The sequence below is a fragment of the Pseudomonas sp. JH-2 genome (assembly GCF_036231725.1).
Lineage (GTDB): Bacteria > Pseudomonadota > Gammaproteobacteria > Pseudomonadales > Pseudomonadaceae > Pseudomonas > Pseudomonas delhiensis.
Genome location: NZ_JAZAQP010000006.1, coordinates 59,010 through 85,185 on the forward strand (window position 1 = coordinate 59,010; position 26,176 = coordinate 85,185).

Below are 26,176 nucleotides of genomic sequence, written 5' to 3' on the forward strand. Positions count from 1 at the left end.
CACGGCCGCCTCAGATGTTGTTGATCAGGGTGTCGAAGAGCGTCTGCGCGGTCTTGATGATCTGCGCGGAGGCCGTGTAGTACTGCTGGAACTTCACCAGGTTGGCCGCCTCTTCGTCGAGGTTGACCGCCGACAGCGAGTCGCGGGTGTTCTGCGCCTGGGTCAGCACCGCGTCGGTGGCGGTGGCGTCCAGCTTGGCCTGGTTGGCCTGGGCGCCGACGGTCTCGGTCAGGCTGCTGTAGGCGCCGGTGAGGCTCATGCCGCTGCCACTGCCGATACCGCTGCCGACGGTCTTGGCGCTCTGCAGGTCGATGAGCTTCTGCGCGTTGCCGTTGTCGGCATCGCCATCGGAATTGAAGCCGACAGTGAAGCTGTCGCCCTTGCCGGGGTAACCGCCGATGCTGGTCTGGAAGCTGAATGACGGCGTGCCGGGCACGGTGATGCTGATGTCGTTGCTCTGCCCCGGCACTATGCTGCCGGTGCCCAGCGAATTGCCGGCGGAATCGTAGAGGGTGTAGCCCTGGGTGCCGTCGCTGGCGGCGGCGTCGAACACCAGCTTGACCGGCGTGCCGGCCTTGATCGCCGCCGACAGATCGGCGCTGTTGCTGGAGTCGAGCTGGGTGGTCAGGCTGGTGCCGCTGATGGTGCCGCTGCCGATGTTGCCGGTGGTGGCGGTGGAGACCAGCGGCGAAGCCAGCGCCAGGCGGTTGGAGTCGGTCATCGCCACGGAGATGTCCGCCGCGGCGGTGCGCGTCGGGATCACCGTGAAGCGGTCGCCGGCCTGGATGGTGCCGACGCTCTGCTGGCTGAGGCTGAAGCCGTCGAACTCCTTGGGCGGGTCGTCCGTGAGATCGCCGCTGCCCATCACCTCGCCATCTGACAGGCGCCTGACGGTGTAGCCGGTGGCCGAGGTGAAGGTCACCTCGTAGTCGCTGGTGGTCAGCGCGCTGCTGTCGTCGATGCTGACGTTGAGGTTGCCGGTGCCGGTGTTGTGGCCGTTGGCCAGGCTGCGGTTGCCGATCACGCTGGCGTCGTTGATGTCCTTGAACAGCGCGGCGCCGAAGTTGCCGTTGAGGTCCAGGCCCTGGGCCAACTGGCTGTTGAAGGTGTCGGCGAGGACGATGGCCATGCGCCCCAGTTCGTTCTGGGTGGTGTTCAGCACCTCGCTGCGGTAGCGCAGCAGGCCGCCCATCTGGCCGCCGGTGACCACCGAGGTGACGTCCATGGCCACGCCGCTGGTGCTGGAGTTCAGCGACAGGCTGTACTGCGACGGGTTGCTGGCGCTGGGGGCGGCGCTCAGTGTCGAGGCGTTGCTGCCCACCACCAGCGGCTGGCCGGAACCCAGGTAGAGGTTGTAGCTGCTGCCCTGCTTGACCACGCTGACGCCGATCATGTCCGAGAGCTGCACCACCGCCTGGTCGCGCTTGTCCTGCAGGTCGTTGGCGCTGGCGCCGGCGGACTCGGCAGCAGTGATCGCCTGGTTGTACTGGGCGATGGTCTTGGCCAGGTCGGTGACCTGCCCGGCCAGGCTGCTCATCTGGGTGTTGACGTAGCTGTTCTGGGTGCCCAGCTGGGTGGAGATGGAATTGAAGCGCTGCGCCAGGTTGCTCGCCTGGGTCAGCACCAGCTGACGCGAGGCGGCGTCGGTCGGGGTGCCGGCCGCGGTCTGCAGCGAGGCGAAGAAGTTCTGCATCACCGAGGACAGGCCGGTGGTGCTGTCCGACAGCAGCGAGTCGACCTGGTTGACCTGGCTCAGGTAGGTCTGCGCATCGCTGTTCACCGCCGTCGCGCCGCGCAGCTGGTTGGCCAGGAACTCGCTGTACATCCGGCGCACGTCCTGCACCGTGGTGCCGGTGCCCACGTAGTAGCGGCCGGAGAACTGCGCGGCCGAACTGACCTGCATCGACTGCTGGCGGGTGTAGCCGGCGGTGTCGACGTTGGTGATGTTGTTGCCGGTGGTGCTCAGCGCCGTTTGCGAGGCGTTGAGGCCGGACAGTCCTATGGATAACAGGCTCATGGGCTTTCCTTAGAGCGTTCCATTCAAAGCGTACGGGTCGGGCCGTCGGCCATGGCCACGGTCTGGTAGACCTGCATCTGCCTGGCGATCTGCGACACCTTGCGCGCGTACTGCGGGTCGGTGGCGTAGCCGGCGCGCTGCAGTTCCTTCATGAACTGCTCGGGGCGCGCGGTGGAGTCCAGGGCGTCCTGGTAGCGGTCGTTGTTCTGCAGGAAGCTGACGTAGTCCTGGAAGCTCTGCTCGAAGGAGTTATAGGCACGGAACGAGGCCACTTCCTTCACCTGCCTGCCGTTCTCGTACTCGCTGGTGACCGCGCGCGCCGAGTCGCCCTTCCAGCTCGAACCGCTCTTGATGCCGAACAGGTTGTGGCTGCTGCTGCCGTCGCGCTGGGCGATCATCTTCTTGCCCCAGCCGGTTTCCAGCGCGGCCTGGGCCACCAGGTAGCGCGGGTCGACGCCGATGCGCCTGGCGGCGCGCTCGGCCATCGGCAGCATGGTGGCGACGAAGTCGTCGGCCGAGGCGAACATGGACTTGCCCGGCTTGGTCGAAATGGCCGAGGCATCGGCGGCGGTAGCGCTGCTCGTGGCGCTGTCGTCCTGGCGGGTGTAGCCCCTGCCGTTGCGCCAGTCGCTGCTGGCCAGTTGCGTCGGTTGGCTGGCGCTGGTGGCATTGGCGTCCGGCACTATGCCGGCGGCGATGCGCTGGGCCAGCTTGCCCGGCAGGGCCAGGCGCCGCGCATTCAGCGCCTGGCGGTCGTCGCGGCCGGGCTCGGGCTGCGGCAGCGGCTTGCCGCTGGCGGACCACAGACTCTTCGCCCGCTGCCGGTCCTGCCCCGCCACCGCCTGGGTGGCCTGGGTGTCGGCCTGCGCCTGGACCTGGGCGAAGGGGTTGTCGCCGGTGTGGCGCACGCCCTGCATCTTCTCCATCTGCTTGACCAGCACGTCGGCCAGGCCGATGCCGTGGCCCTCGCGCGCCAGGGACACCGACAGCTGGTGGTCGTACATGTCCTGGTACTGCTTGGCGGTCTCGCTGTTGAGCGGGTTGTCCTTGGCGAACACCTCGTTGGCCGAGCGCATCGACTTGAGCATCTCGTTGAGGAACAGCGACTCGAACTCCTGGGCCACCTTGCGGATGTTGCCCTGGCTGTTGCGGTCGCCGCTCTTCAGCTGGCTGAGGCGGTTGAGGTCGGTGTAGGCCCGGCTGTCGCTGGCGCTGGTGCCGGAATTGAGCAGTCGTGCGTCCATGGCGGCGTCCTCAGATGACGATCAGCTCGGCCTGCAACGCGCCGGCCTGCTTGAGGGCTTCGAGGATGGCCATCAGGTCGCTGGGCGCCGCGCCCACCTGGTTCACCGCGCGGACGATCTCGTCCAGGGTGGTGCCCGGGCCGAACTTGAACATCGGCTTGGCTTCCTGCTCGGCGTTCACCCGCGAGCGCGGCACCACCGCGGTCTGGCCGTTGGAGAGCGGGCCGGGCTGGCTGACGATCGGGTCCTCGGTGATGGTCACGGTGAGGCTGCCGTGGGTCACGGCGGCCGGCGACACGCGGACGTTCTGGCCGATGACGATGGTGCCGGTGCGCGAGTTGATGATGACCTTGGCCACCGCCTCGCCGGACTGGATCTCCAGGTTCTCCAGCACCGACATGTAGTCCACCCGCTGGTTCGGGTCCAGCGGCGCGCTGACGCGCACCGAGCCGCCGTCGATGGCCTGGGCCACGCCCGGGCCGAGCATGTCGTTGATGCGGTCGACGATGTGCTTGGCGGTGGTGAAGTCGGGGCGGTTGAGGTTCAGCGTCAGGCTGTTGCCCTGGTCGAAGCCGCTCGGCACCGCGCGCTCGACGGTGGCGCCGGAGGGGATGCGCCCGGCCGAGGGCACGTTGACGGTGATCTTCGAGCCGTCGCGGCCCTCGGCGTCGAAACCGCCCACCACCAGGTTGCCCTGGGCGATGGCGTAGGTCTGGCCGTCGATGCCCTTGAGCTGGGTCATCAGCAGGCTGCCGCCGCGCAGGCTCTTGGCGTTGCCGATGGAGGAGATGGTCACGTCGATGGCCTGGCCCGGCTTGGCGAAGGGCGGCAGGTCGGCGTGCACCGACACCGCGGCGACGTTCTTCAGCTGCACGTTGCCGCTGCCGGCCGGCACCTTGATGCCGAACTGCGCCAGCATGTTGTTGAAGGTCTGCAGGGTGAAGGGCGTCTGCGTGGTCTGGTCGCCGGTGCCGTTGAGGCCGACCACCAGGCCGTAGCCGATCAGCTGGTTGCTGCGTACGCCCTGGATGCTGGCGATGTCCTTCAGGCGCTCGGCCTGGGCGGCGAGCGCCACGCAGGACAGGCCAAGCACCATGAGCAGGCGGGAGAAGATCGACATCTCAGTTCACCTGCTCAGAACGGCCACAGCGGGCTGAGGAAGAAGCGGTCCAGCCAACCGGGCTGGCTGGCGTCGGCGAAGGCGCCGGTGCCCGAGTAGGTGATGCGTGCATCCGCCACGCGGGTCGAGGACACGGTGTTGTCGGTGGCGATGTCGTCGGCGCGGATCAGCCCGGCGATGCGCACCAGCTCGTTGCCGGTGTTCAGCGTCATCCATTTCTCGCCGCGCACGGCGAGGATGCCGTTGGGCATGACTTCGGCCACGGTCACGGTGATCGAGCCGGTCAGGCTGTTGCTCTGCCCCGCCGCGCTGTCGCCCTTGGTCTCGCGGTTGCCGCTGTACTCGGCGCTGAGGCTCAGGTCGCCGCTGCCGAAGGGGTTGTTGGTGGTGGCCTTGCTGCCGAACAGCGAGGTCAGGCCCATCTTGTTGCTGCTGTCCTTGGAGATGTCCGAGTTGGCCTTCTTGCTCGCCTGGGTCTTCTCGTTGAGGGTGATGGTGATGATGTCACCGATACGGAAGGCCTTGCGGTCGCCGTAGAGGTTGTTGTCGAACCCGGCCTGGTAGATGGAACCGTTGTTCTGTGCCGCGGGCATGGGCGTGCGTGGCATGACCGGCGCGTAGTACGGGTCGTCCGGCTTCGGCGGAGGACTGACGCAACCGGCCAGCGCAGCGAGCGCCAGCAGCGGGAGAAGATGGGAACGGTTCATTGCAACTACCTCTCGGGGAGAGCCACTAACTCGCGGGCCACGGGGCCCGCGTCATGCATCAAAGGTTCTGGGTGATGAAGGACAGCATCTGGTCGGCGGTGGAGATCACCTTGGAGTTCATCTCGTAGGCGCGCTGGGTGGTGATCATGTTGACCATCTCCTCCACCACGCTGACGTTGGAGTTCTCCAGGGTGTTCTGCTGCACGGTGCCCAGGCCGTTCAGGCCCGGGGTGCCGACCTGGGGAGCGCCGCTGGCGGCGGTTTCCAGGAACAGGTTGTTGCCGGTCGCCTGCAGGCCCGCCGGGTTGATGAAGTCGGCGGTCTGGATGTTGCCGATGATCTGCGGCTGCGAGTTGCCGGCCACGGTCACCGACACGGTACCGTCGTTGCCGACGGTGAAGGTCTGGGTTTCCGCCGGGACCACGATGGCCGGCTCCAGGGCGTTGCCGTTGGAGGTGACGATCTGGCCGTCGGAGTTCAGGTGGAAGCTGCCGTCGCGGGTGTAGGCGACGGTGCCGTCCGGGGTCAGCACCTGGAAGAAGCCGCGGCCGTTGACCGCCATGTCCAGCGGGTTGTCGGTGGTCTGCAGGCTGCCGGCGGTGAAGTTCTTCTGGGTGCCGACGATGCGCACGCCGGTACCCAGCTGCAGGCCCGAGGGCAACTGGCTGTCCTGGGTCGACTGGGCGCCGGGCTGGCGCTTGATCTGGTACAGCAGGTCCTGGAACTCCGCGCGGTCGCGCTTGAAGCCGGTGGTCGAGACGTTCGCCAGGTTGTTGGAAATGGTGGTCAGGTTCATGTCCTGGGCGGACAGGCCGGTCTTGCTGACCCACAGTGCCGGAAGCATATCGATTCTCCTCGGGCGTCGGATTCATGACGCCTCGATCTGGTGATTAGCTAAATTGCAAAACCCGCGCCATGGCCTGGGAATCGTCCTCGGCGGTACGCATCATCTTCACGTGCAGCTCGAACTGGCGGGACAGCGCCAGGATCGAGGTCATTTCTTCCACCGCGTTGACGTTGCTCGCCTCCAGGAAACCCGACTGCACGCTGGCGTTGGCGTCGGCCTGCGGCGCCGGCTGGCCCTGCTTCATGCGGATCATGCCGTCGGTGCCCTTCTCCAGCTGCTTCGGGTCCGGAGTGACCAGCCTGATGCGGTCGACGGTGGCCAGCGCGTTGGGATTGTTGCCCTGGCCGCGGACGGTGATGGTGCCGTCCTCGCCGATCTCGACCTTCTCTTCCGGCGGAATGGCGATGGGCCCGCCATTGCCGAGCACCGGCAAGCCGTCGCCGGTGCGCAACTGGCCGAGGGCGTCGATTTCCAGGCTGCCGGTGCGCACGTAGGCTTCGCCGCCATCCGGGGCCTGCACGGCGATCCAGGCGTCGCCCTTGGCGGCGACGTCCAGGTCACGCCCGGTTTCCTGCAGGGCGCCGGCGGTGAAATCGGTGGCCGGGCGTTCGCTCATGGCGAATACGCGCGCCGGAAAGCTGTCGCCGAAGACCGGCATGGCCCGCGCCTGTTCGAAGTCGCGACGGAAACCGGTCGTGGAAATGTTCGCCAGGTTGTTGGCGTGAGCCTGCATAGCCTGCGTGTTCTGGCTCGCGCCGCTCATGGCGACATACAGCATTCTGTCCAAGGCATTCCTCCAGTGCCGGGTCGGATTCCCGGCGGTGCTGAAGGGACCTCAGCAAGGGCTGTGCCAGAATTGAAAAATCAGCGCAAGGCGCTGATTCGAAAGGAGGAATCAAAAAGAAAAGGCTCCCGGAGGAGCCTTGGTGGCCGTCAGGCGGCGACGGACTGCCGCCTGCGGCAAGCGGCCTTTGCCGCCATCAACGCAGGTTGATGATGGTGTCGGAGATGGTGCTTTCGGTCTGCACGGTCTTGGCGTTGGCCTGGTAGTTGCGCTGGGCGACTATCAGGTTGACCAGTTGCGCGGTCAGGTCGACGTTGGACTCTTCCAGCGAGCCGGAACCCACCGATCCCAGGGTGCCCGAGGTGGGCGTGCCGATCACCGCCTCGCCCGAGGCCAGCGACTGTTTCCAGGCGGTGCTGCCCACCGGGGTCAGCCCCTGGGTGTTGGCGAAGTTGGCCAGCACCAGTTGGCCGATCACCTTGGACTGGCCGTTGGTGTAGGTGGCGTACATCTGCCCGTCCACGTCCACCGCCAGGCCGGACATCTGGCCGGTGGCGTAGCCGTCCTGGGTCACCGCGGTGACCGCGAAGGCGGCATTGGTCTGGGAGGTCTTGGTCAGGTCGAGGCTGATGCCGCCAGCGGCCCCGGCCGCGCCATTGGGGCCCCAGGTCACCGGGTCGGTGGTGGAGTCGGCGACCGCCGCCGGCACCCAGCCGGTGAGGGTCATGGTGTTGTCCGCATTGACCGTCATGCCGGTGGAGGTGACGCCGGTCAGCTGGCCGGCGCTGTTGAAGCTCAGCTGGCTATCCAGCGGCGTGGTGCTGGTCGGGTCGGTCGGCGAGCGGCCGTCGACCAGGGTGTGCATGGTCCAGTTGTTGCTGCTGTCCTTGACGAAGTAGTTCGTCATGGTATGCGAGTTGCCCTGGGAGTCGTAGATGTCCACCGAGGTCGACCAGTTGTAGCTGTCGGAATCGGCGGGGTCGAAGGTGGCGTTCGTCGGCGTGGTGGCCGCCGAGTTCAGGCTCAGGGTCGAGGTGATCTTCGAGGTCGGGCTCGGCGGCTGGTTGGAGGTGTCCACCTTCAGGTCGGTGATCACGCCGTTGACGACCGAGCCGTTGCCGTTGACGCCATAGCCCTGCAGACGGTTGCCCGATCCATCGACGATGAAGCCGTTGGCATCGGTGTTGAAGGAGCCGTTGCGGGTGTACAGGCGGCTGCCGTTGTCGCTGACCATGAAGAAGCCGTTGCCGCTGATGGCGAGGTCCAGGCTGCGGCCGGTGGAGGTCAGGTTGCCCTGGGTGAACTGTTGCGAGACCGACTGGGTGATCACGCCGCTGCCGACGGCATTGCGCCCGGTGCCGAGCATCGAGGCGGCGTACAGGTCGGCGAACTCGGTGCGCGACGACTTGAAGCCGGTGGTCCCGACGTTGGCGATGTTGTTGCCGGTCACGTTCAGGTCCGTGCTAGCGGCGTTCAAACCACTCAGGGCGGTATTGAAAGACATGGTCAGCTCCCGTGCCGAAGGACGGCGTTATTTTCCGATGGTCTGAATGCTGGAGGCGGAGACACTGCCGATGCCAGCGAGATTGAGGGTCATTTCCCCGCCGCTCTGGCCCAGCGTGACGCTGTTGACCGTGGCCGGCAGGTAGGTGGTCAGCGCGGTGCTGGTGCCATCCAGGGTGGCGCTGGCCTTGACGGTGTAGGTGCCGGAGGCCACCTGCTCGCCGCTGTCGTCCTTGCCATCCCAGGTGAAGTCGATGTTGCCGCTCTTCTGGCTGCCCATGTCGATGGTGCGCACCAGCTCGCCGTCGTCGTCATAGATTTTCAGGGTCACGCCATCGCCGTTGGACGGCATCACCAGCGAGCCCTGCACGCCGGCGCTGGGGTCGTCGACCTGGACCTTGCTCGAGTTGACGATCACCGAGCGGCCGACCAGGGACGAGGCCTGCAGCGCCTGGGACGACTGGAACGAGGAATAGAAGTTGCCCAGGGTGGTATCCAGGTTCTCCATGCTCTCCAGGCTGCTGAACTGGGCGAGCTGGGAAACGAACTGGGTGTTGTCCTGCGGGTCCAGCGGGTTCTGGTTGTTCAGCTGGGTGACCAGCAGCTGCAGGAACGAGTCCTTGCCCAGCGCACTGGTGCCGGTTTCCGAGGTGGAAGACGAGGAACTCGACCCGGCGTTGAGCGACGAGAGGATCGAGTTCGAGGTGCTGCTGGTATTATCGATGCTCATGGGGCGTCCTCTGCGCTTACTGACCCAGGGTCAGGACCTTCTGCATCATCTGCTTGGCGGTGTTCATCATTTCCGCGTTGCTCTGGAAGGAGCGGCTGGCGGACATCATGTCGGCCATCTCCTCCACCACGTTGACGTTGGGGTAGTACACGTAGCCATTGGCGTCGGCGGCCGGGTGGTTCGGCTCGTAGCGCGGCACCAGCGGGCTCTGGTCCTCGACCACGCCCAGCACCTGCACGCCGGTGCCGGCCTGGTCGGTGTCCTGGAACAGCGAGCCCTGGCCGTTCTGCGCCTGCTGGAACATGGCGGAGAACACCGGGTGGCGGGCGCGGTAGGTCTGGTCGATGCTCGAGGACACGCTCTCGGCGTTGGCGATGTTCGAGGCGGTGGTGTTCAGACGGGTGGTCTGGGCACTCATGCCGCTACCGGCGATGTTGAAGACACTGGCAAGGGACATGGCTATCACTCTCCGCGCAGGGCGCCCATCAGGCCTTTGAACTTGCTGTTGAGGAAGGTGAAGCTGGCCTGGAACTGCACGGCGTTCTGCGCGTAGTTGGCCTGCTCGACCTGCTCGTCGACAGTGTTCTGGTCGATGGAGGGGTGGGTCGGGATGCGGTACTTCAGCGAGTCGTCGCCCATGGCCGCGCCATCGGCCTCGATATGCCGGGCGTTGGTGACGGCGGTGCTGAAGGTGCCGCTCTTGGCCTTGTCGGCCTGGGCCGCGAGCACCGAAGCGAAGTCCAGGTCGCGCGCCTTGTAGTTGGGGGTGTCGGCGTTGGCCAGGTTATTGGCCAGCACCTCGGCGCGCTGCGAGCGGAAGCTGAGGGCTTGTGCGTGGATGCCGAGGGCGGAGTCGAAGCTGATGCTCATGGTCACGAACCTGTTTGCCGGTGTGGGCTTGCCAGCACTTCAGCAAGGTGCGTGCCAAAACGTTAAATCCTTATAGATCAATGAATTGCCGCCTCTCCACGAGCGGCAAAGGGCGGCAAACCGCGGCAAGCGGCAAGGCCTTACCGCCCGGCGGCAACGCGTTCTGCCCATTCGAAGTGGTTGCCGGTGACGTAGGTATTGGGCTCAAGAGCGCCCTCTCCCCGGCCCTCTCCCGCAAGCGGGAGAGGGGGCTGTCCGCGCCACCGGGGCGTCCGGCGTGGGCGGTGAATCCAATCGCGGACAAGGTCCGCCTACCCCGCCACCGCTCCTACGTCCGTGCTCGACCGTAGGGCGAATAACCGTTCGCGGTTATCCGCCGTTGGCCGGAACGCCGGTGCCCGACGGCCGCGGCGGATAACGCCGTAGGCGTTATGCGCCCTACGCAGAGCCGCGCTCAGGAGGTCATGCGACATGGATGTCGCGAGAGCCCAGCGGGCTACAGGGACGTGCGCCCGGCGTAACGTCCGGCTACTTCGCCTTGTAGATGATCCCCGGGTTGCACTGGACCATCTGGTAATGCTCCGGCAGCCCGTTGAGCGCCTCGGAGGCGCCGAGGAACAGGTAGCCGCCGGGCTTGAGCTGGGCGTGCATGCGCAGCAGGATGTCGCGCTTGACCTCGGCGGAGAAATAGATGAGCACGTTGCGGCAGAAGATCAGGTCGAACTTGCCCAGGGTGGCGTAGCTCTCCAGCAGGTTCAGCGCGCGGAACTCGACGCGGCCCTTGATCGCCGGCTTCACTGCCCAGCGGCCCGGCCCCTTGGCGTCGAAGTAGCGCTGCAGGCGCTCCTGGGACAGCCCGCGGCCGATCGCCAGGCTGTCGTACTCGCCGGCCTTGGCGGCGTTGAGCATGGATCCGGAAAGGTCGGTGGCGACGATCTGCACGCCGGCCTTGAGCTGGCCGAGGTTGGTCTTCTCGAACTCGTCGATGGTCATCGACAGCGAGTAGGGCTCCTGCCCCGAGGAGCAGGCCGCCGACCAGATGCGCAGGCGCTGGCCCGGGCTGGCCTTGATCATTTCAGCGAGGATACGGTTCTTCAGCACCTCGAAGGGATAGGTGTCGCGAAACCAGAGGGTCTCGTTGGTGGTCATGGCATCCACCACCTGCTCGCGCAGCTGGCTGCGGACCTGGATCTTCTGCACCAGCTCGCCCAGGCTCCTGATGCCCTGCTGCTCCATCAGCTTGTTCAGGCGGCTGGCGACCAGGTACTGCTTGTTGGCACCCAGGACGATGCCGCAGGCCTTCTCCAGGAAATCCCGGAACAGCTCGAATTCCATGTTGGTCGATGTCACCGATCACGCCTCTTTCCAGTTGGCCCGGCGCCGGTCCGGACGCCAGGCGGCCGGGGTCGCCCCCGGCCGTTGCAGACTACCCCGAAGTGCCCTCCTCAGCGTGCGTCCGCCGCCTTGATGCGCTCGACGACACGCGCCGCCAGGTCATCGGGCCGGAACTTGGCGAGGAAGTCGTTGGCCCCGACCTTCCGCACCATCGCCTGGTTGAACACCCCGGACAGCGAAGTATGCAGGAGAATGTGCAGGTCCTGCAGCCGCGGATCGTGGCGAATCTCCGCGGTCAGGGTGTAGCCATCCATTTCCGGCATCTCGATGTCGGAGATCACCATCAGCAATTCCTGGCCCGGATTGCCAGCAGCGGCAAGCATCTGTTGAAGGTAGTCCAGCGCCTGGCGTCCGTCATTGAGCGCGAGCACTTCCACGCCCACGGTCTCCAGGCAGCGGATCAGCTGCTTGCGCGCCACCGAGGAATCGTCCACCACCAGCACCCGCTTGCTCACCGCCTGGGCCTGGGTGTCGGCGTCGATCACGCCTTCGGAGATGTCCTCGCTGGTGGGCGCGACCTCGGCGAGGATCTTCTCCACGTCGATGATCTCCACCAGTTGCTTGTCCACCCGCGTCACCGCCGTCAGGTAGTGCTCGCGGCCGGTGCCCTTGGGTGGCGGATGGATCTCCTCCCAGTTCATGTTGACGATGCGCTCCACCGAATGCACCAGGAAGCCCTGCACCTTGGTGTTGTACTCGGTGATGATCACGAAGCTGTTGTTGATCTCGCGCAGGCCGCGACGGCCGGTGGCCATCGACAGGTCGAGGATCGGGATGGTGCCGCCGCGGATGTTCGCCACCCCGCGCACCACCGGGCTGGACTTGGGCATCACGGTCAGGCGCGGGCACTGCAGTACCTCCTTCACCTTGAACACGTTGATGCCGTACAACTGGCTGCCATCCAGCCGGAACAGCAGCAGTTCGAGACGATTCTGCCCAACCAGCTGCGTCCGCTGGTTGACCGAATCCATGACTCCGGCCATTGCGCCCCCTTCGTATCCGCCGTGCCGCGCATGGCGACAATCGGCACGAGCCTTGCTTGAAGTCGTGGCATGAAACTGCCAACGACGTTTTTCCGACGGCCCCGAGCCCATGTCCGGTCACTCTGTGGAGTGCTGTGCATGCTGGGCGCATTCGCCCCGGGTCCGACCTGGGCCGACGACTTTACCGCGCCCGAGATTCTTATCGGCTCCACCCAGGGCTTTCTTGAGTTCAAGGTGGAAGATTATCTGCAACGCAGCGGTATCGACGCGCGCTACGAGATAGAAGTGGCACGCATCGACCCGCGCCTGCGCCTGGCGGCCTGCGACAAGGACCTGACGCAGTCACTGGAAAGCCCCGCGCAGCCCGTGGGACGCGTCTCGGTGCTGGTGCGCTGCGACGGTTCCTCGCCCTGGTCGGTGTACGTGCCGGCCCAGGTCAAGCTGTTCCGCCAGGTGCTGGTGACCACCCTGCCGCTCAAGCGCGACCACGTGCTGGAGCCGGGCGACATCAGCCTGGTGGAGCGCGACATCGGCCTGCTCAGCCAGGGCTACCTGACCGACCCGCAGCAGGCCGTCGGGCAGAAGCTCAAGCGACCGACGGTCAGCGACCAGATCCTCGCCCCGGTGTTCCTCGAACAGGCCGCGGCAGTGCGCAAGGGCGACCAGGTGGTGATCCGCGCGCAAACCGGCACGGTCAACGTGGTGATGCCCGGCGAAGCCATGGCCGACGGGGTGCCCGGCGAGCAGATACGCGTGCGCAACCTGCGTTCGCAGCGCATCATCAGGGCCCGGGTGGTGGAACCAGGCGCGGTGCAGGTCACGCTCTAGCGGCGGAAGTCTGGCGCTGGCGCGCCCGCCTTCACTAAACTGTGCGAAGGTGCACGAAAAACCGCCCTAAAGTTTTCTGGATGTCAGCCGAAACCTACAGGCAAGCGTCCTAAACCCGCAGAGGTTCACTACCATGGTCATCGACTTCAACCGGCTGAACAATGCCAGCGCGCCGGTCTCCACCGGCAGCACCGGCAAGCCCCAGGCCGGCCGTGGCGAAGCCGCCGGCAGCGAAAGCGCCGGCAGCGCGCAGGCCACTGGCAGCGGTGAGTCCGTGCAACTGAGCAGCACCGCCCAGCAATTGCAGAAAGCCAGCGACCAGCTGAAAGACCAACCCGTCGTCGACTCGGAAAAGGTCGCGCGGCTCAAGCAGGCCATCGCCGATGGCAGCTACCAGGTCGACAGCCAGAAAGTCGCCGGCAAACTGCTCGACTTCGAATCCCAGCGCTGAGCGCGGGGTTTTCCAAGGACGCCCTGAACGCCGAGCCGCCATGCCGAACGCCAGCCTGCTCCACCTGATCACCGAGGATATCGGCGCCGCCGAGGCTCTTCTGCAGCTGATCGAGGATGAATTCCACGCCCTCGAGGCGCGTGACCTGGAGCGCCTGCAGGGCCTGCTCGAAAGCAAGCTGCCGCTGCTCCAGCAGCTGGAGCGCAATGGCCGCCAGCGCAGCGAGGCACTGCGCCAGGCCGGCGTCAGCAGCGACCGCGCCGGCCTCGCCGCGCTGGCCGCCCAGGGCAAGGTGGCGCCGACCACCGTCGAACTCAGCGAGCGCCTGGCGGCGCTGCTGGAACAGTGCCAGCAGGCCAACTTGCGCAACGGCCGCGTCATCCGCAACGACCAGCACGCCACCGGGCGCCTGCTGGACATCCTCCGCGGCCAGGACACGCCCAGCCTCTACGACCGCCGCGGCGGCGCGACCCAGGGCAACCGCCAACGTCCCCTCAGCCAGGCCTGAGCCCTGGCGCCCGGCCAGGCGATGCGGCAGAATGCCATCGCCTTGCAAAAGAAAATTCCCACAATAAATACATCTGGAGATCGTAGGACCGTGGCAAGCCCGTTCGCCGAGGAAAATGGCCCGCAACCGCCGAAGACGCTCAAGGCGGCCGTGGAGATCCAGGCCAACCTGCGAATCCTGATGGACAGCCATGACCCGCTGGTGATCAGCTTCGCCGAGCGCAACCAGCGTTTCCAGAGCTTCGTCGTCGCGGTAGACCGCGAGCGCAACCGCGTGGCCCTCGACGAACTGATTCCCAATGACGGGGAACGTTTCCTGCAGAACGGCGAGAGCTTCCGCATCGAAGCCTTTCACGAAGGCGTGCGGATCGCCTGGGAATGCCAGCAGGGCGCGCAGTTCAGCGAACTCGACGGCGCCCGCTGCTACTGGCTGCCGATGCCGCCGGAAATGCTCTACCACCAGCGCCGCAACGCCTACCGCGCCACCCTCAAGCAGACCCAGCCGGTCACCGTGGAACTGGCCGGCGACAAGCTCAAGGCCGCCCTGACCGGCAACCTGCTGGACATCTCCGCCACCGGCTGCAAGGTGCGCTTCGCCGGCGACGTGCACGAGCGCCTGCAACCCGGCCAGCTCTACGAGCGCTTCACCGCCCGCCTGCCGTTCGGCGCCATCACCGTGGAAGTGGAACTGCGCCACGTGCACTTCGACGAGAAGGTCAACACGAGCTTCGCCGGGCTGCGCTTCAACCGCATGAGCGGCCTGGAGCAGCGCCACATCGAACGCTTCGTCTACCAGCTGCAGCGCGAAGCGCGGCGCTTCGAGAAAGACGAGCTGTTCTAGCGCCCGCCAGCCAGCGGGCGCTTCCCTTCCCCTGCCCTACCCCGGCCGGCTCTCCTCTTCCTCCTCGGCCACGGCAGGCGCCTCGGGCTCCGCCGGCGCCGGAGCGGTCTTCATCTGCTCCGTCACCGTCTCGTCGGCCACCCGCGGGTCGAGCGCCGCCGACAGTGGCGAGGTGGCCAGGCTGTCCGGCGTGGGCACGTGCTTGACCGGCGCCTCGTCGACGCGGTGCAGGCCGCTGACCTTCTCCGGGCGCACGCGCCAGATGACGATCAGCGCACAGGTCGCGGCGAAGGCATAGAGCATGTTCGGCCCGAAGGCGCGCATCAGCGCGCCGGTCGCCAGCGGGCCGATGCAGGCGCCGACGCCGAAGGTGACCAGCAGCATGGCGGTCAGCGATACCCGCCGTTCACCCTCGACGTGGTCGTTGGAGAAGGCCACCGCCAGCGGGTAAAGGGTGAACTGCACCAGGCAGACCATGAAGCCCATGGGCACCATGGCCTCCATCGGCAGCGACGGCAGCGCCGCCAGCGGCAAGGCGAACACCAGCAGCAGGATGCCGGCGTTGCGGATCAGCAGCGCGCGGTCGTAGCGGTCCGACAGCCAGCCCAGCGGCCACTGCACCAGCAGCCCGGCGAAGATGCATACGCCCATGAACACGCCGATCTGCTCGACGCTCAGGCCCTGCTCGGTGGCGTACAGTGGCGCCAGGCCGTAGAAGGAACCGATCACCAGCCCGGAGACCAGCACCGTGGTCAGCGACTGCGGCACCCGCTGGATGAAGAAACGCGGCTCCAGCGGTGCCGGGCGCAACGGCGCGGGGTGGACCTTGTGGGTGATGGACACCGGGATCAGCGACAGGGCGAAGGCCAGCGCGATCATCATCGGCAGGTCCGGCCCCAGCCCCGGGTGCACCACCAGGATCAGCTGGCCGGCCACCAGCCCCAGGTAGGAGGCCACCATGTAGCCGGCGAACACCGCGCCGCGCTGGCGCGCCTCGGCCTGCTCGTTGAGCCAGCTCTCGATGACCATGTACTGGCACATCATGCCCAGGCCGATGAGCGTTCGCAGCAGCAGCCAGATCGCCGGCCAGCTGGTCAGGCCGATGCCCAGCACCGCCGCGGTGACCAGGCCGCCGCAGGCCACGTAGGCACGGATGTGGCCGACCCGGGCGATCAGCCGGTGGCCGATCTTGCCGCCCAGCACCAGGCCCAGGTAGTAGGCCGCCATCATGGCGCCGATCCACAGGCCGTCGACCTTCTCGGCAGCCAGGCGCAGGCCCAGGTAGGTACTCAGCAGGCCGGAGCCGGTCAGCAGGGTGAGGGTGGCGAAGTAAAGCGCACGGAAGGCAGTGAAAATCCGCATCGGACCTCCGGTCCAAGACGGGCGGCAGGGCGCCGCCGTACTACACAAAGCCGCCCGCGCGAAGGCGGGCGTTCGCTACCAGCCTAGAGCCTGGCGCGAGGCGCGTCGAGCCCCATGACGGGTACGCGGTGGAAGGCGTCGTCCACGGCAAAGCCGGTGGTCGGGACCCGCCGTGGCGGGCCCCGCGCAGGTCACGCCTGGGCAGCGAGAACGCGCCGCTCCCAGGGGCTGATCTCGTCGAAGAAGCTGGTCAGCTCCATCTCCTTGCTGGCCGCATAGCCATCGACGAATTCGGCGCCGAACATCCGCCGCGCCAGCTCGCTGCGCTTCAGGCGGCGCAATGCGTCGTACATCGTGCAGGGCAGCAGCAGCTCGTCCGGCACCTCGAACTCGCCCTGGATGGCCGTGTCGGGCTCCAGCTCGTTCTCGATGCCGTGCAGGCCGGCGGCCAGGCTGGCGGCGATGGCCAGGTAGGGGTTGGCGTCGGCGCCCGGCAGGCGGTTCTCCACCCGCCGCGCCACCGGCGGGCTGGCCGGGATGCGCAGGCCGGCGGCCCGGTTGTCGTGGGACCAGCAGGCGTTGTTCGGCGAGGCGTAGGGGTGGCACAGGCGCTGGAACGAATTGACGTTGGGCGCGAACAGCAGGGTGAAATCGGCCAGGCAGGCCTGAAGGCCGCCGATGAAATGACGGAAAGCCGGGGTGGCCTCGCCATCGGCGTCGCTGAAGATGTTGCGGCCCTCGCCGTCCACCACGCTCTGGTGGATGTGCATGGAGCTGCCCGGGGTGTGCGCCAGCGGCTTGGCCATGCAGACCACCAGCAGGCCGTGCTTGAGCGCCACCTCCTTGAGCAGGTGCTTGAACAGGAAGGTCTGGTCGGCCAGCAGCACGGGGTCGCCGTGCAGGAAGTTGATCTCGAACTGGCTGGTGCCCATCTCGTGCATGAAGGTGTCGCGCTCCAGCCCCACCGCGGCCATGCAGCGGTAGACGTCCTCGAAGAACGGGCGCAGGCCGTTGTTGGATGAAACGCTGAACGCCGAGTGGCCCATCTCGCGGCGGCCATCCAGGCCCAGCGGCGGCTGGAACGGCTGGTGCGGGTCCGGGTTGGGGGCGAAGACGAAGAATTCCAGCTCGGTGGCCACCACCGGCTGCCAGCCATGCTCGGCGTAGCGCGCCACCACCTGCTTGAGCAGGCCGCGGCTGGACAGGCCGGAGGGCTGGCCGTCCAGCTCCACCGCATCGCAGATGGCCAGGGCACGCGGGGTGTCGCTCCAGGGCAGGCGGTGCACCTGGGTGGGCTCGGCGACCAGGGCCAGGTCGCCGTCGTCGCTGCCGTAGAAGCGCGCCGGCGGGTAGCCGCCCATGATGCACTGCAGCAGCACGCCGCGGGCCAGCTGCAGGCGCCGCCCGGAGAGGAAGCCCTCGCCGGTCATCACCTTGCCGCGCGGCACCCCGTTGAGGTCGGGGGTGACGCATTCGATCTCTTCGACTCCAGCCAGGTGCTCGGCGAGCGGGCTGCGTCCTTCGCTAGTCATGACTTCTTATCCTTGTAATACGGCCGCACAGGCTGTGCGACCCGTACAAAATACGCACCGGTCGTTCGATATTTCAAGCAGGCAAAGGGGATGTTTCTGTTCGCGAGCAAGCTCGCTCCTACGAAGAGCGCGGCCCCATCCTGTAGGAGCGCGCTTGCTCGCGAACCGCCTCTGGTTTCCCCCGCAGCTCCATCGCGAACAGTGGAGGTGATGGGTATCGCTTCGCTCAACCCATCCTACGGGGCTGCCCCGCCCGCACCATTCCCATGTAGGAGCGCGCCCTGCGCGCGATATCGCGGGCAGGGCCCGCTCCTACGGGTTACGCCACACACCGCACCCATGAACGAAAACGCCGCCCCGAGGGGCGGCGCTTCGAAACGGGCGGTCCGTCACAACAACCGGGTGAACAGCCAGTACAGCGAGGCGGACAGCACGATGGCCGCCGGCAGCGTCAGCACCCAGGCCATCAGCAGGTTGCGGATGGTGCGCATCTGCAGGCCCGAGCCGTTGGCCGCCATGGTGCCGGCCACGCCGGAGGACAGCACGTGGGTGGTGGACACCGGCAGGCCGTACATGTCGGCCGCGCCGATGGTGAGCATCGCCACCACCTCGGCCGAGGCGCCCTGGGCATAGGTCAGGTGGCTCTTGCCGATCTTCTCGCCGACGGTCACCACGATGCGCTTCCAGCCGACCATGGTGCCCAGGCCCAGGGCGATGGCCACGGCGATCTTCACCCACAGCGGGATGAAGCGGGTGGCGTCGTCGATCTTGCCCTTGAACGCCTGCAGGCGCGCCTGGGTGTCGGCGTCGAAGCCGCCGACCTTGTCCTTGTCCATCACGCGGATGGTCTCGGAGGCCAGGTACATGTCGTTGCGCACGTTGGCCATGGCCTCGGCGGGCACCTTGGCCAGGCTGCCGTAGTTCTTCACCTCGGCGCCTATGCTGCCGGTCAGCGCGGCCAGCGAGGGCACCAGGGCCGGCTTCAGCTCATGGCTGCGGATGTATTCCGAGAGCACCGGGCGCGGGTCGGCCGGCGCCGTGGCCTGGGTGCTGCGCAGCAGGCCCTGCTGGGTGGCCTCGGCGAGTACCACGAAGGCGGTGGTCTGGTCGGCCGGGATGGTGCGGTTCAGCGCGTAGGCCATGGGTACGGTGCCGATCAGGATCAGCATTATCAGGCCCATGCCCTTCTGCCCGTCGTTGGAGCCGTGGGCGAAGGACACCCCGGTGCAGGTCAGCACCAGCAGGCCGCGGATCCACCACGGCGGCGGCGCCTTGGCCTTGGGTGCCTTGTATAGCGCACGGTTCTTCACCAGCAGGCGCAGGGCCAGCAGCAACAGCGCCGAGCAGACGAAACCGATCAGCGGCGAGAGCAGCAGCGAGTAGCCGACCTTGCTCGCCTGCGCCCAGTCCACGCCGCTGGTGCCGTCACGCCCGTGCATCAGCGCGTTGGCCACGCCGACGCCGATGATCGAGCCGATCAGGGTGTGCGAGGACGACGCCGGCAGGCCCAGCCACCAGGTGCCGAGGTTCCACAGGATGGCGGCGATCAGCAGGGCGAAGACCATGGCGAAGCCGGCAGAGGAGCCGACTTGCAGGATCAGCTCCACCGGCAGCAGGGCGATGATGCCGAAGGCCACCGCGCCGCTGGAGAGCAGCACGCCGAGGAAGTTGAAGCAGCCGGACCAGACCACCGCGAAGTGCGGCGGCAGCGAATGGGTATAGATGACGGTGGCCACGGCGTTGGCGGTGTCGTGGAAGCCGTTGACGAACTCGAACCCGAGGGCGATCAGCAGGGCCACGCCCAGCAGCAGGAAAGGCGTCCAGGTGGTGACCGCGCTGGCCACCTCGTCGACGTCGTGGACCAGGCTCCAGGCGGAGAACAGCAGGCCGACGGCCAGCAACGCATAGAACGCCAGGGCGGTGAGGCGGCCGGGCTTGCCGTCCAGGTGCGGGCGGCCTTCGACGACGGCGGCGCTGGCCAGGGTTTCGCTAGTCATGCGGGAAAATCCGGTTGCGGGGGATGACCGCGCCAGCATGACGGGCAAGTGTGACAATTTATGTCTGGCGAGCCACGAGCGCCCGGCAAGCCAGGCCAAGCGGCGACCCCGCGCAAAGGTCGCCCTGGTGTAGGGCGTATAACCGTTCGCGGTTATACGCCGCCTCACCTTGCTCATCGACCCTGCCTCGGTCGAGCCGGGGAAATGCGTGACCAGCGCCAAGCCCGGAACCGAGCGGGCCGGTAACCAAGGTCAAACGGCGGATAACGCCTGGGGCGTTATTCGCCCTACGCCGCGCCCGGCCCTTGGCGCGGACTCAATACCGCTCAGGCACCACCATCTCCCCCGGCGTCGGAATCCGCACGTAGTCGGCATGGCGCTGGCGCATCGGCAGCTCGACGTGCAGGTGCGCCACCTCCTCGTAGGGCACCTGGCCCAGCAGGTGGTGGATGCAGTTCAGCCGCGCGCGCTTCTTGTCGTCGGCCTGCACCACCCACCAGGGTGCCTCGGCGATGTGGGTGCGCTCGATCATGATTTCCTTGGCCTTGGTGTAGGCCTCCCAGCGCCGCCGCGACTCCAGGTCCATGGGGCTGAGCTTCCACTGCTTGAGCGGGTCGTGGATGCGGCTCAAGAAGCGCATGTGCTGTTCCTCGTCGGTGATCGAGAACCAGTACTTGATCAGCTGGATGCCCGAGCGCGCCAGCATGCGCTCGAACTCCGGCACGCTGCGGAAGAATTCCTCGTACTGCTCGTCGTTGCAGAAGCCCATCACCCGTTCGACGCCGGCGCGGTTGTACCAGCTGCGGTCGAACAGCACGATCTCCCCCGCCGCCGGCAGGTGCGAGACGTAGCGCTGGAAGTACCACTGGGTGCGCTCGCGGTCGTTCGGCGCCGGCAGCGCGGCCACCCGGCACACCCGCGGGTTGAGGCGCTGGGTGATGCGCTTGATCACCCCGCCCTTGCCCGCTGCGTCGCGCCCCTCGAAGAGGATCACCAGCTTGTGCCCGGTCTTCACCACCCAGCTCTGCAGCTTCACCAGTTCGCCCTGCAGGCGGAACAGCTCGCTGAAGTAGCGGCGGCGGGCGATCTTTTCCTCGTCGCCATCGGGAATGTGATCGTCGAACAGCTCGTCGAGGTTGTGCACGTCCTCCAGCAGTTCCAGCTCCAGCTCCTCGTCGCTGTGGTCGAGCAGCTCGCGGTGGATGCGGCGGATCAGGTTGTCGTTGCTCAGTGGCATGGCCGGGACCTCGCTGGCGGGATGCGTGTCGCGCCAGCCTATGTCGCGCCGGTGTCAGCCGCGTGACAGCTCAACCGTCGTTGCGCTTGCGGAAGGCCCAGCGCCAGGCCAGCAGGGTGAAGCTGGCCACCAGCATCACCAGCAGCCAGAAGCCGTGGGGGTTCTCCGCCAGGGGAATGCCGCCGACGTTCATGCCGAAGAAGCCGGCGACTATGTTGATCGGCAGCGCCAGCACCGTGACCACCGTCAGGGTGAACAGGGTACGGTTGCTCTGTTCGTTGAGCTGCGCGGCTATCTCTTCCTGCAGCAACTTGATGCGCTCGCCCAGGGAAGTGAGGTCGCTGATCACCAGGGAGAATTCCTCGGTGGCCTCGCGCAGGTCGCGCACGTCGGCCTCCTGCAGCCAGTCCGGCGGGCGGTTGAGCAACCGCAGCAGCGAGCCCGGCTCCAGCGCCAGCAGGCGTTGCAGGCGCACCAGCACGCGGCGCATGGCGCCCAGGTCGGCGCGGTTGTCGGAGAGGTTCTGCGACAGCAGGCGGTCCTCGATGCGGTCCACGCCCACGGTGGTCTCGCGGACGATCTGGGTAAGGATGTCGCCCTGGTCGCGCAGCAGGTGCACCAGCAGCTCCAGCGGCGAGCGGAAGCACTCGCCATGCTTGACCGAGGAACGCAGGCGGTCCACCGAGCGCAGCGGCTGCATGCGCGCGGTGACCAGCAGGCGGCGGCGCGCGCAGACCCACAAGGTGGCCACGTCCGAGGACACGCTGCCGAAGTTGAACACCACGTCGTTGACCACCGCCAGCAGGGCCGCGTCGACGTGCTCGATGCGCGTGGAGCGCGAGCCTTCGCGCAGGGTCTCGAAGAAGGTCTCGGGCAGCTCCAGGTGGCCCTTCATCCAGCGCTCGCAGGCCGCGTGGGCCAGGTTCAGGTGCAGCCAGACGAAGTCCTCGCCCTCCCCCGGCGCTTCCAGCCAGCGCAGGGCGGCGCTGGAGTCCAGTTCCTGGCCGCGCTGCCCGGGGTGGAAGCGGAAGCCGTAGAGCAGCCCGAACAGGTCGGAATCCCAGGGGTCCTGGGTGAAACGTTGGTTCATGCGCGCTCGCTGAAGGTGGCATCGCCCTGGGCCGGGCCGGCGACCTTCCTGCTTAGCAGGCCGGCGTGACGGTCCGGTTACAGGACGATGACGGGCGCCTCAGCCGAACAGCCCGGCGATGGTCCGCTCGCCCAGCGCCGGCCCCACGCTCATGCCCACGCCGGTGTGCATCAGCACCGCGCTGATTCCCGCCGCCACCTGCAGCACCGAGAACGGCGCCGGGCCGCGCGCGCCGTACACGCCCTGCCAGCGCTCGACCACCTCGACGCGCATGCCCAGGGTGTCCTCGGCCAGGTCGAGCAGCAGGCGGTCCACCGCCTCGGCGTTGAAGGGTGCGGCATCGCTGCCGTAGTCGTGGGAATCGCCGATGATCAGCTCGCCATGGGGCGTCGGGCTGATCAACAGGTGGATGCCATGGGTCTCCAGCGCCGGTGCCTCGCGGCGGATCTGCCGATGGATGGCCTCGGCCTCCGGCAGGTCGGCGAAGGCGCCGTAGTGCACGCAGCTCAACCCGGTGAGCAGCGCGTGGCCCAGGCCCAGGTCGCGCTCGGGGCGGGCGAGCAGCATCTGCAGGCGGCAGACCTGCGGCTTCAGCGCGGCCAACTGATCGGCCAGGAGGGTCTGGTAGTCGTGCCCGGAGCAGACCAGGATCTGCCCGGCGCGGAATTCGCCGGCGGTGGTGCGCAGCAGGCCCGGCTCGATGTCGCGGACCAGGGTGGAGAAATGGAACTCCACCTTCAGCTCGCGGCGCAGCCAGTCGATCAGCGCCGGCAGCGCCTCGCGGGAGTACAGCTGCTGGTCGTCGAGGCTATGCAGGGCCGCGCGGTGCTGGCTGAAGACGCCGTCGTAGAGCGCGTCCAGGGCCTTGCCGCGGAGCAGTTCGGCGCGGTAGCCGTGTTCCTTGGCGCGGCCGGTGCAGAAGGCTTCCAGCAGCGCTTCCTCGGCCTCGGTGCGGGCGAACAGCAGCGAGCCGTTGCGGCGGATGGCGAAGCCGGCGCGCTCTGCCCACTCGGCCCACAGCGGGCGGCTGGCACGGGCCAGGTCGAGCATGACGCCCGGCGGCTGGCCGCCGACCAGGGCCTGGCCGAAGTTGCGGATGGAGGCGCCGAGCGGCGTGGCGGTGCGTTCGAACACGCGTACGCGCAGGCCACGGCGGGCGGCGGCGTAAGCATGGGACAGGCCGAGGATGCCGGCGCCGATGATGGCGATGTCGGTGTGGTGGTTGTGCATGGGTGTGTTCCTGGGATCGAAGAGCCCCTCTCCCCAACCCTCTCCCTTCAGGGAGAGGGTTGGGGAGAGGTGCTCTCCTCTGCCTCGCGCTTACTGCTGCGCCACCTTCTCCGACTTGCCGTCATAGCGCTTGCGCCATTCGGCCAGGATGGCGTCGCGGTTCTTCGAGGCCCAGGCGAAGTCGTTCTTGATCAGGCGCTGCTCGTAGTCCGCCGGCAGCTCGGTCTGCGGCTTGGCGATGCCCGGCTGGGCCAGCACGGCGAAGTTTTCCTTGTACAGCTCCATGGCGGCGGGGCTGGCGGAGAAGTCGGCGAGCTTCTTCGCCGCGTCCAGGTGCTGGGTGCCCTTGACGATGCCGGTGGCCTCGATCTCCCAGCCCAGGCCTTCCTTGGGCAGGACGATGTCCAGCGGCGCACCCTGGCGCTTGAGCTGCACGGCCGGGTACTCGAAGGAGATGCCGATCGGGAACTCGCCGGCGGCGGCCAGCTTGCACGGCTTGGAACCGGAGTGGACGTACTGGCCGATGTTCTCGTGCAGTTGGTCCATGTAGGCCCAGCCCTGCTTCTCGCCGAAGGTCTGCAGCCAGGCGGAAACGTCGAGGAAGCCGGTGCCGGAGGACGCCGGGTTGGGCATGACGATCTTGCCCTTGTACTCGGGTTTGGTCAGGTCCTGCCAGCTGATGGGCTTCGACAGGCCCTGCTTCTCGGCCTCCACGCTGTTGAAGCAGATGGTCGCGGCCCACACGTCCATGCCCACCCAGGCCGGCGGGTTGGCCGGGTCGCGGTAGTTCTTGCCGATCGCTGCCAGGTCCTTGGGCGCGTACTGCTCGAGCATGCCCTGCTGGTCGAGGATGGCCAGGCTGGAGGCGGCCAGGCCCCAGACCACGTCGGCCTGCGGGCGGTCCTTCTCGGCCAGCAGCTTGGCGGTGACGATGCCGGTGGAGTCGCGCACCCACTTGATCTCGACGTCCGGGTTCTGCTTCTCGAAGGCTTCCTTGTAGGCCTTCAGCTGTTCCGGCTCCAGCGCGGTGTAGACGGTCAGTTCGGTGGCGGCGCTGGCGTGCAGGCTGATGCCGGCCAGTACGGCGGCGGCGAGGGCGAGGCGTTTGAACATGGTGCGCTCCTTCTGTTTATTGGGCCCCCGCGTTCGCGGGGGTGACGGTCAGGTGCAACGTGGGTCGTGGGAATTCAGTGCCCGCCCCGGCGCCAGGCCTGGGACCGGCGCAGCAGGCCGCGCGAGGCCAGGGCCAGGAGGATCGAGGCGGCGGCAGAGGTGAGCAGGATCAGCGTGGACATGGCGGCAGCGCCGCCGACGTTGCCGGCGTCGTCCATGTTCAGCACCGCCACGGCGGCGAGGATGCTGTCCGGGCTGTAGAGGAAGATCGCCGCCGACACCGTGGTCATCGCCGAGACGAACAGGTAGCGGACGATGTCCAGCAGCGCCGGCAGGCAGATCGGCAGGGTCACCTTCAGGTAGTGGCGCCACAGCGGCATCTTCAGCGACAGCGCGGCGGCCTCGAACTCGCCGTCGAGCTGGCGCAGCGCGGTGGTGGCGGTCATCTGCGCGGTGGTCAGGTAGTGGGCGATGGTGCACACCACCAGCAGGGTCAGGCTGCCGTAGAACACGTGCAGCGGGTTGCCCGGCAGGTTGAAGAAGAACACGTAGCCCAGGCCCAGGACCAACCCCGGCACCGCCATGGGCACGAAGCTGAGCATGCGCAGCAGCTGGTTCAGCCAGGCCTGCTCGCGGGTCTTCTCGATCAGGTAGGCGCCGCTGAAGATCAGCAGGCCGCCGAACAGCGCGGTGCAGGTGGCCAGGGTCAGGCTGTTGCGGTAGGCCAGCCAGCCGCCGCCGGCGGTTTCCTCGAAGGCGTAGTGGCGCAGCGACAGCGACAGGTTGTACGGCCAGAACTTCACCAGCGAGGAATACACGGCCATGCCCAGCACGCCGAGGATCACCGCGCTGACCAGCAGCACCAGCGCCAGGTAGGCGCCGTCGCGGCGGCGCGAGGGCTTGGGCTGGAACACCTGGGCGCGGCCGCTCATCGAGTCGCCCTGGCGGCGGCGCAGCCAGGCGTCCACCGCGAAGCTGAGCAGCGCCGGCAGCAGCAGGAGCATGCCGATCTGCGCGCCACGGCCGAACTGCTGCTGGCCGACCACCGCCTTGTAGGCTTCCAGCGCCAGCACCTGGTAGTCGCCGCCGACCACCACGGGCACGCCGAAGTCGGTGATGGTCAGGGTGAACACCAGGCAGAAGGCGGCGAACACGCCCTGCCGCGAGGCCGGCCAGGTGATGCTGCGGAAGGCCTTCCAGGGGCTGGCGCCCATGCTGGAGGCGGCGTCGAACAACCGCGCGTCGGCCAGCGACAGCGCCGAAAGCAGGATCATCAGCGCGTGGGGGAAGGTGTAGATGGCCTCGCCGAGGACGATGCCCCAGTAGCCGTAGACGTTGTCCGGCACCCAGGCGCGCAGCAGGCCCTGGTTGCCGAACAGGTAGATCAGCGCGATGCCCGGGAGCATCGACGGCGCCAGCAGCGGCAGCAGGGAAATGCCGCGCCACAGGCCCTTGCCCGGGATCAGGGTGCGTTGCAGCGCATAGGCGAAGCCGTAGGCCAGCGGCACCACGATAGCCGCCACGCTCAGCGAGACCTTGAGGCTGTTGCCCAGCAGCCAGTGGAAGTTGGCGCTGGCCAGCAGCTCGGCCATGGCCGCCAGGCCTCCGCCCTGCCCCGCCTCGCCGCTGAAGCCGCGCCAGAAGATCGCCAGCAGCGGCAGCAGCACGGCCAGGGCCAGCAGGGCGAGCAGCAGCAGCTTGCCGCCGAGGATGAACAGGCGGTCGCCGAGGTCGCCGCGGGCCCGGCCGGCGGCCAGGGTCTGGTCGAGTTTCATCACCGCATCCATC

Annotated in this window: 24 protein-coding genes; 4 read left to right on the forward strand and 20 right to left on the reverse strand. The window is 67.4% G+C overall.

Annotated features, from left to right (window positions below; translation table 11 throughout):
* Positions 1-10 precede the first annotated feature (10 nt).
* The 12 genes from flgK to VV867_RS06105 form a co-directional block, all read right to left on the reverse strand.
* A complete protein-coding gene (gene flgK / locus VV867_RS06050; RefSeq protein ID WP_328565865.1) occupies positions 11-2,017 on the reverse strand; it encodes a flagellar hook-associated protein FlgK in 2,007 nt (668 codons plus the stop codon).
* Positions 2,018-2,040: 23 nt separating this feature from the next.
* On the reverse strand, positions 2,041-3,261 hold the full coding sequence (flgJ, locus tag VV867_RS06055) for a flagellar assembly peptidoglycan hydrolase FlgJ (RefSeq protein WP_328565866.1): 1,221 nt from the start codon (positions 3,259-3,261) through the stop codon (positions 2,041-2,043).
* 10 nt (positions 3,262-3,271) lie between these two features.
* Positions 3,272-4,381: a flagellar basal body P-ring protein FlgI gene (locus VV867_RS06060; protein WP_275627322.1), complete on the reverse strand. Its 1,110-nt coding sequence runs from the start codon at positions 4,379-4,381 to the stop codon at positions 3,272-3,274.
* A 14-nt stretch (positions 4,382-4,395) separates the two neighbouring features.
* Entirely contained in the window at positions 4,396-5,088 is a 693-nt protein-coding gene (flgH, locus tag VV867_RS06065; protein WP_328565867.1) for a flagellar basal body L-ring protein FlgH, read from the reverse strand.
* A 58-nt stretch (positions 5,089-5,146) separates the two neighbouring features.
* Positions 5,147-5,932 (reverse strand): flagellar basal-body rod protein FlgG, encoded by a 786-nt coding sequence (flgG, locus tag VV867_RS06070; protein WP_074976357.1) that lies wholly within the window; start codon positions 5,930-5,932, stop codon positions 5,147-5,149.
* 46 nt (positions 5,933-5,978) lie between these two features.
* Complete coding sequence (flgF, locus tag VV867_RS06075) at positions 5,979-6,722, reverse strand: flagellar basal-body rod protein FlgF (protein WP_089391799.1); 744 nt, start codon at positions 6,720-6,722, stop codon at positions 5,979-5,981.
* Between the two features lie 193 nt (positions 6,723-6,915).
* Positions 6,916-8,223: a flagellar hook protein FlgE gene (flgE, locus tag VV867_RS06080; protein WP_328565868.1), complete on the reverse strand. Its 1,308-nt coding sequence runs from the start codon at positions 8,221-8,223 to the stop codon at positions 6,916-6,918.
* 27 nt (positions 8,224-8,250) lie between these two features.
* Complete coding sequence (gene flgD, locus VV867_RS06085) at positions 8,251-8,952, reverse strand: flagellar hook assembly protein FlgD (protein WP_089391801.1); 702 nt, start codon at positions 8,950-8,952, stop codon at positions 8,251-8,253.
* Between the two features lie 16 nt (positions 8,953-8,968).
* A complete protein-coding gene (gene flgC / locus VV867_RS06090; RefSeq protein ID WP_089391802.1) occupies positions 8,969-9,409 on the reverse strand; it encodes a flagellar basal body rod protein FlgC in 441 nt (146 codons plus the stop codon).
* Positions 9,410-9,414: 5 nt separating this feature from the next.
* Positions 9,415-9,822 (reverse strand): flagellar basal body rod protein FlgB, encoded by a 408-nt coding sequence (gene flgB / locus VV867_RS06095; RefSeq protein WP_089391803.1) that lies wholly within the window; start codon positions 9,820-9,822, stop codon positions 9,415-9,417.
* A gap of 528 nt (positions 9,823-10,350) precedes the next feature.
* The gene (cheR, locus tag VV867_RS06100) at positions 10,351-11,157 is read right to left on the reverse strand and encodes a protein-glutamate O-methyltransferase CheR (RefSeq protein WP_371921145.1); all 807 of its coding nucleotides are present in this window, start codon (positions 11,155-11,157) and stop codon (positions 10,351-10,353) included.
* A gap of 110 nt (positions 11,158-11,267) precedes the next feature.
* On the reverse strand, positions 11,268-12,200 hold the full coding sequence (locus VV867_RS06105; protein WP_275627327.1) for a chemotaxis protein CheV: 933 nt from the start codon (positions 12,198-12,200) through the stop codon (positions 11,268-11,270).
* Positions 12,201-12,338: 138 nt separating this feature from the next.
* Between VV867_RS06105 and flgA the strand changes: the two genes are divergently transcribed.
* The 4 genes from flgA to VV867_RS06125 all read left to right on the forward strand — a co-directional run bounded on the left by flgA (position 12,339) and on the right by VV867_RS06125 (position 14,827).
* Positions 12,339-13,028, forward strand: a complete 690-nt coding sequence (flgA, locus tag VV867_RS06110) for a flagellar basal body P-ring formation chaperone FlgA (RefSeq protein WP_109934151.1) — start codon at positions 12,339-12,341, stop codon at positions 13,026-13,028.
* 133 nt (positions 13,029-13,161) lie between these two features.
* On the forward strand, positions 13,162-13,479 hold the full coding sequence (flgM, locus tag VV867_RS06115) for a flagellar biosynthesis anti-sigma factor FlgM (protein WP_275627328.1): 318 nt from the start codon (positions 13,162-13,164) through the stop codon (positions 13,477-13,479).
* 40 nt (positions 13,480-13,519) lie between these two features.
* Complete coding sequence (locus VV867_RS06120; protein WP_089391808.1) at positions 13,520-13,987, forward strand: flagella synthesis protein FlgN; 468 nt, start codon at positions 13,520-13,522, stop codon at positions 13,985-13,987.
* 90 nt (positions 13,988-14,077) lie between these two features.
* Positions 14,078-14,827 (forward strand): flagellar brake protein, encoded by a 750-nt coding sequence (locus VV867_RS06125; protein WP_109934149.1) that lies wholly within the window; start codon positions 14,078-14,080, stop codon positions 14,825-14,827.
* 36 nt (positions 14,828-14,863) lie between these two features.
* Here VV867_RS06125 and VV867_RS06130 read toward each other — a convergent pair whose 3' ends face one another.
* The 8 genes from VV867_RS06130 to VV867_RS06165 form a co-directional block, all read right to left on the reverse strand.
* The gene (locus tag VV867_RS06130) at positions 14,864-16,189 is read right to left on the reverse strand and encodes an MFS transporter (protein WP_109934148.1); all 1,326 of its coding nucleotides are present in this window, start codon (positions 16,187-16,189) and stop codon (positions 14,864-14,866) included.
* Positions 16,190-16,380: 191 nt separating this feature from the next.
* Positions 16,381-17,619, reverse strand: coding sequence for a glutamine synthetase family protein (locus tag VV867_RS06135; protein WP_275630520.1), 1,239 nt, complete (start codon positions 17,617-17,619; stop codon positions 16,381-16,383).
* A gap of 491 nt (positions 17,620-18,110) precedes the next feature.
* A complete protein-coding gene (locus tag VV867_RS06140; RefSeq protein WP_275627329.1) occupies positions 18,111-19,718 on the reverse strand; it encodes an inorganic phosphate transporter in 1,608 nt (535 codons plus the stop codon).
* 316 nt (positions 19,719-20,034) lie between these two features.
* Entirely contained in the window at positions 20,035-20,955 is a 921-nt protein-coding gene (gene ppk2, locus VV867_RS06145) for a polyphosphate kinase 2 (RefSeq protein ID WP_275627330.1), read from the reverse strand.
* Positions 20,956-21,025: 70 nt separating this feature from the next.
* On the reverse strand, positions 21,026-22,045 hold the full coding sequence (locus VV867_RS06150; protein ID WP_275627331.1) for a transporter: 1,020 nt from the start codon (positions 22,043-22,045) through the stop codon (positions 21,026-21,028).
* Positions 22,046-22,144: 99 nt separating this feature from the next.
* Positions 22,145-23,275 (reverse strand): TIGR03364 family FAD-dependent oxidoreductase, encoded by a 1,131-nt coding sequence (locus VV867_RS06155; protein ID WP_328565869.1) that lies wholly within the window; start codon positions 23,273-23,275, stop codon positions 22,145-22,147.
* Between the two features lie 90 nt (positions 23,276-23,365).
* A complete protein-coding gene (locus VV867_RS06160; protein ID WP_275627333.1) occupies positions 23,366-24,388 on the reverse strand; it encodes a putative 2-aminoethylphosphonate ABC transporter substrate-binding protein in 1,023 nt (340 codons plus the stop codon).
* A 74-nt stretch (positions 24,389-24,462) separates the two neighbouring features.
* Positions 24,463-26,175 (reverse strand): putative 2-aminoethylphosphonate ABC transporter permease subunit, encoded by a 1,713-nt coding sequence (locus tag VV867_RS06165; protein ID WP_328565870.1) that lies wholly within the window; start codon positions 26,173-26,175, stop codon positions 24,463-24,465.
* Between the last annotated feature and the right edge of the window lies 1 nt (position 26,176).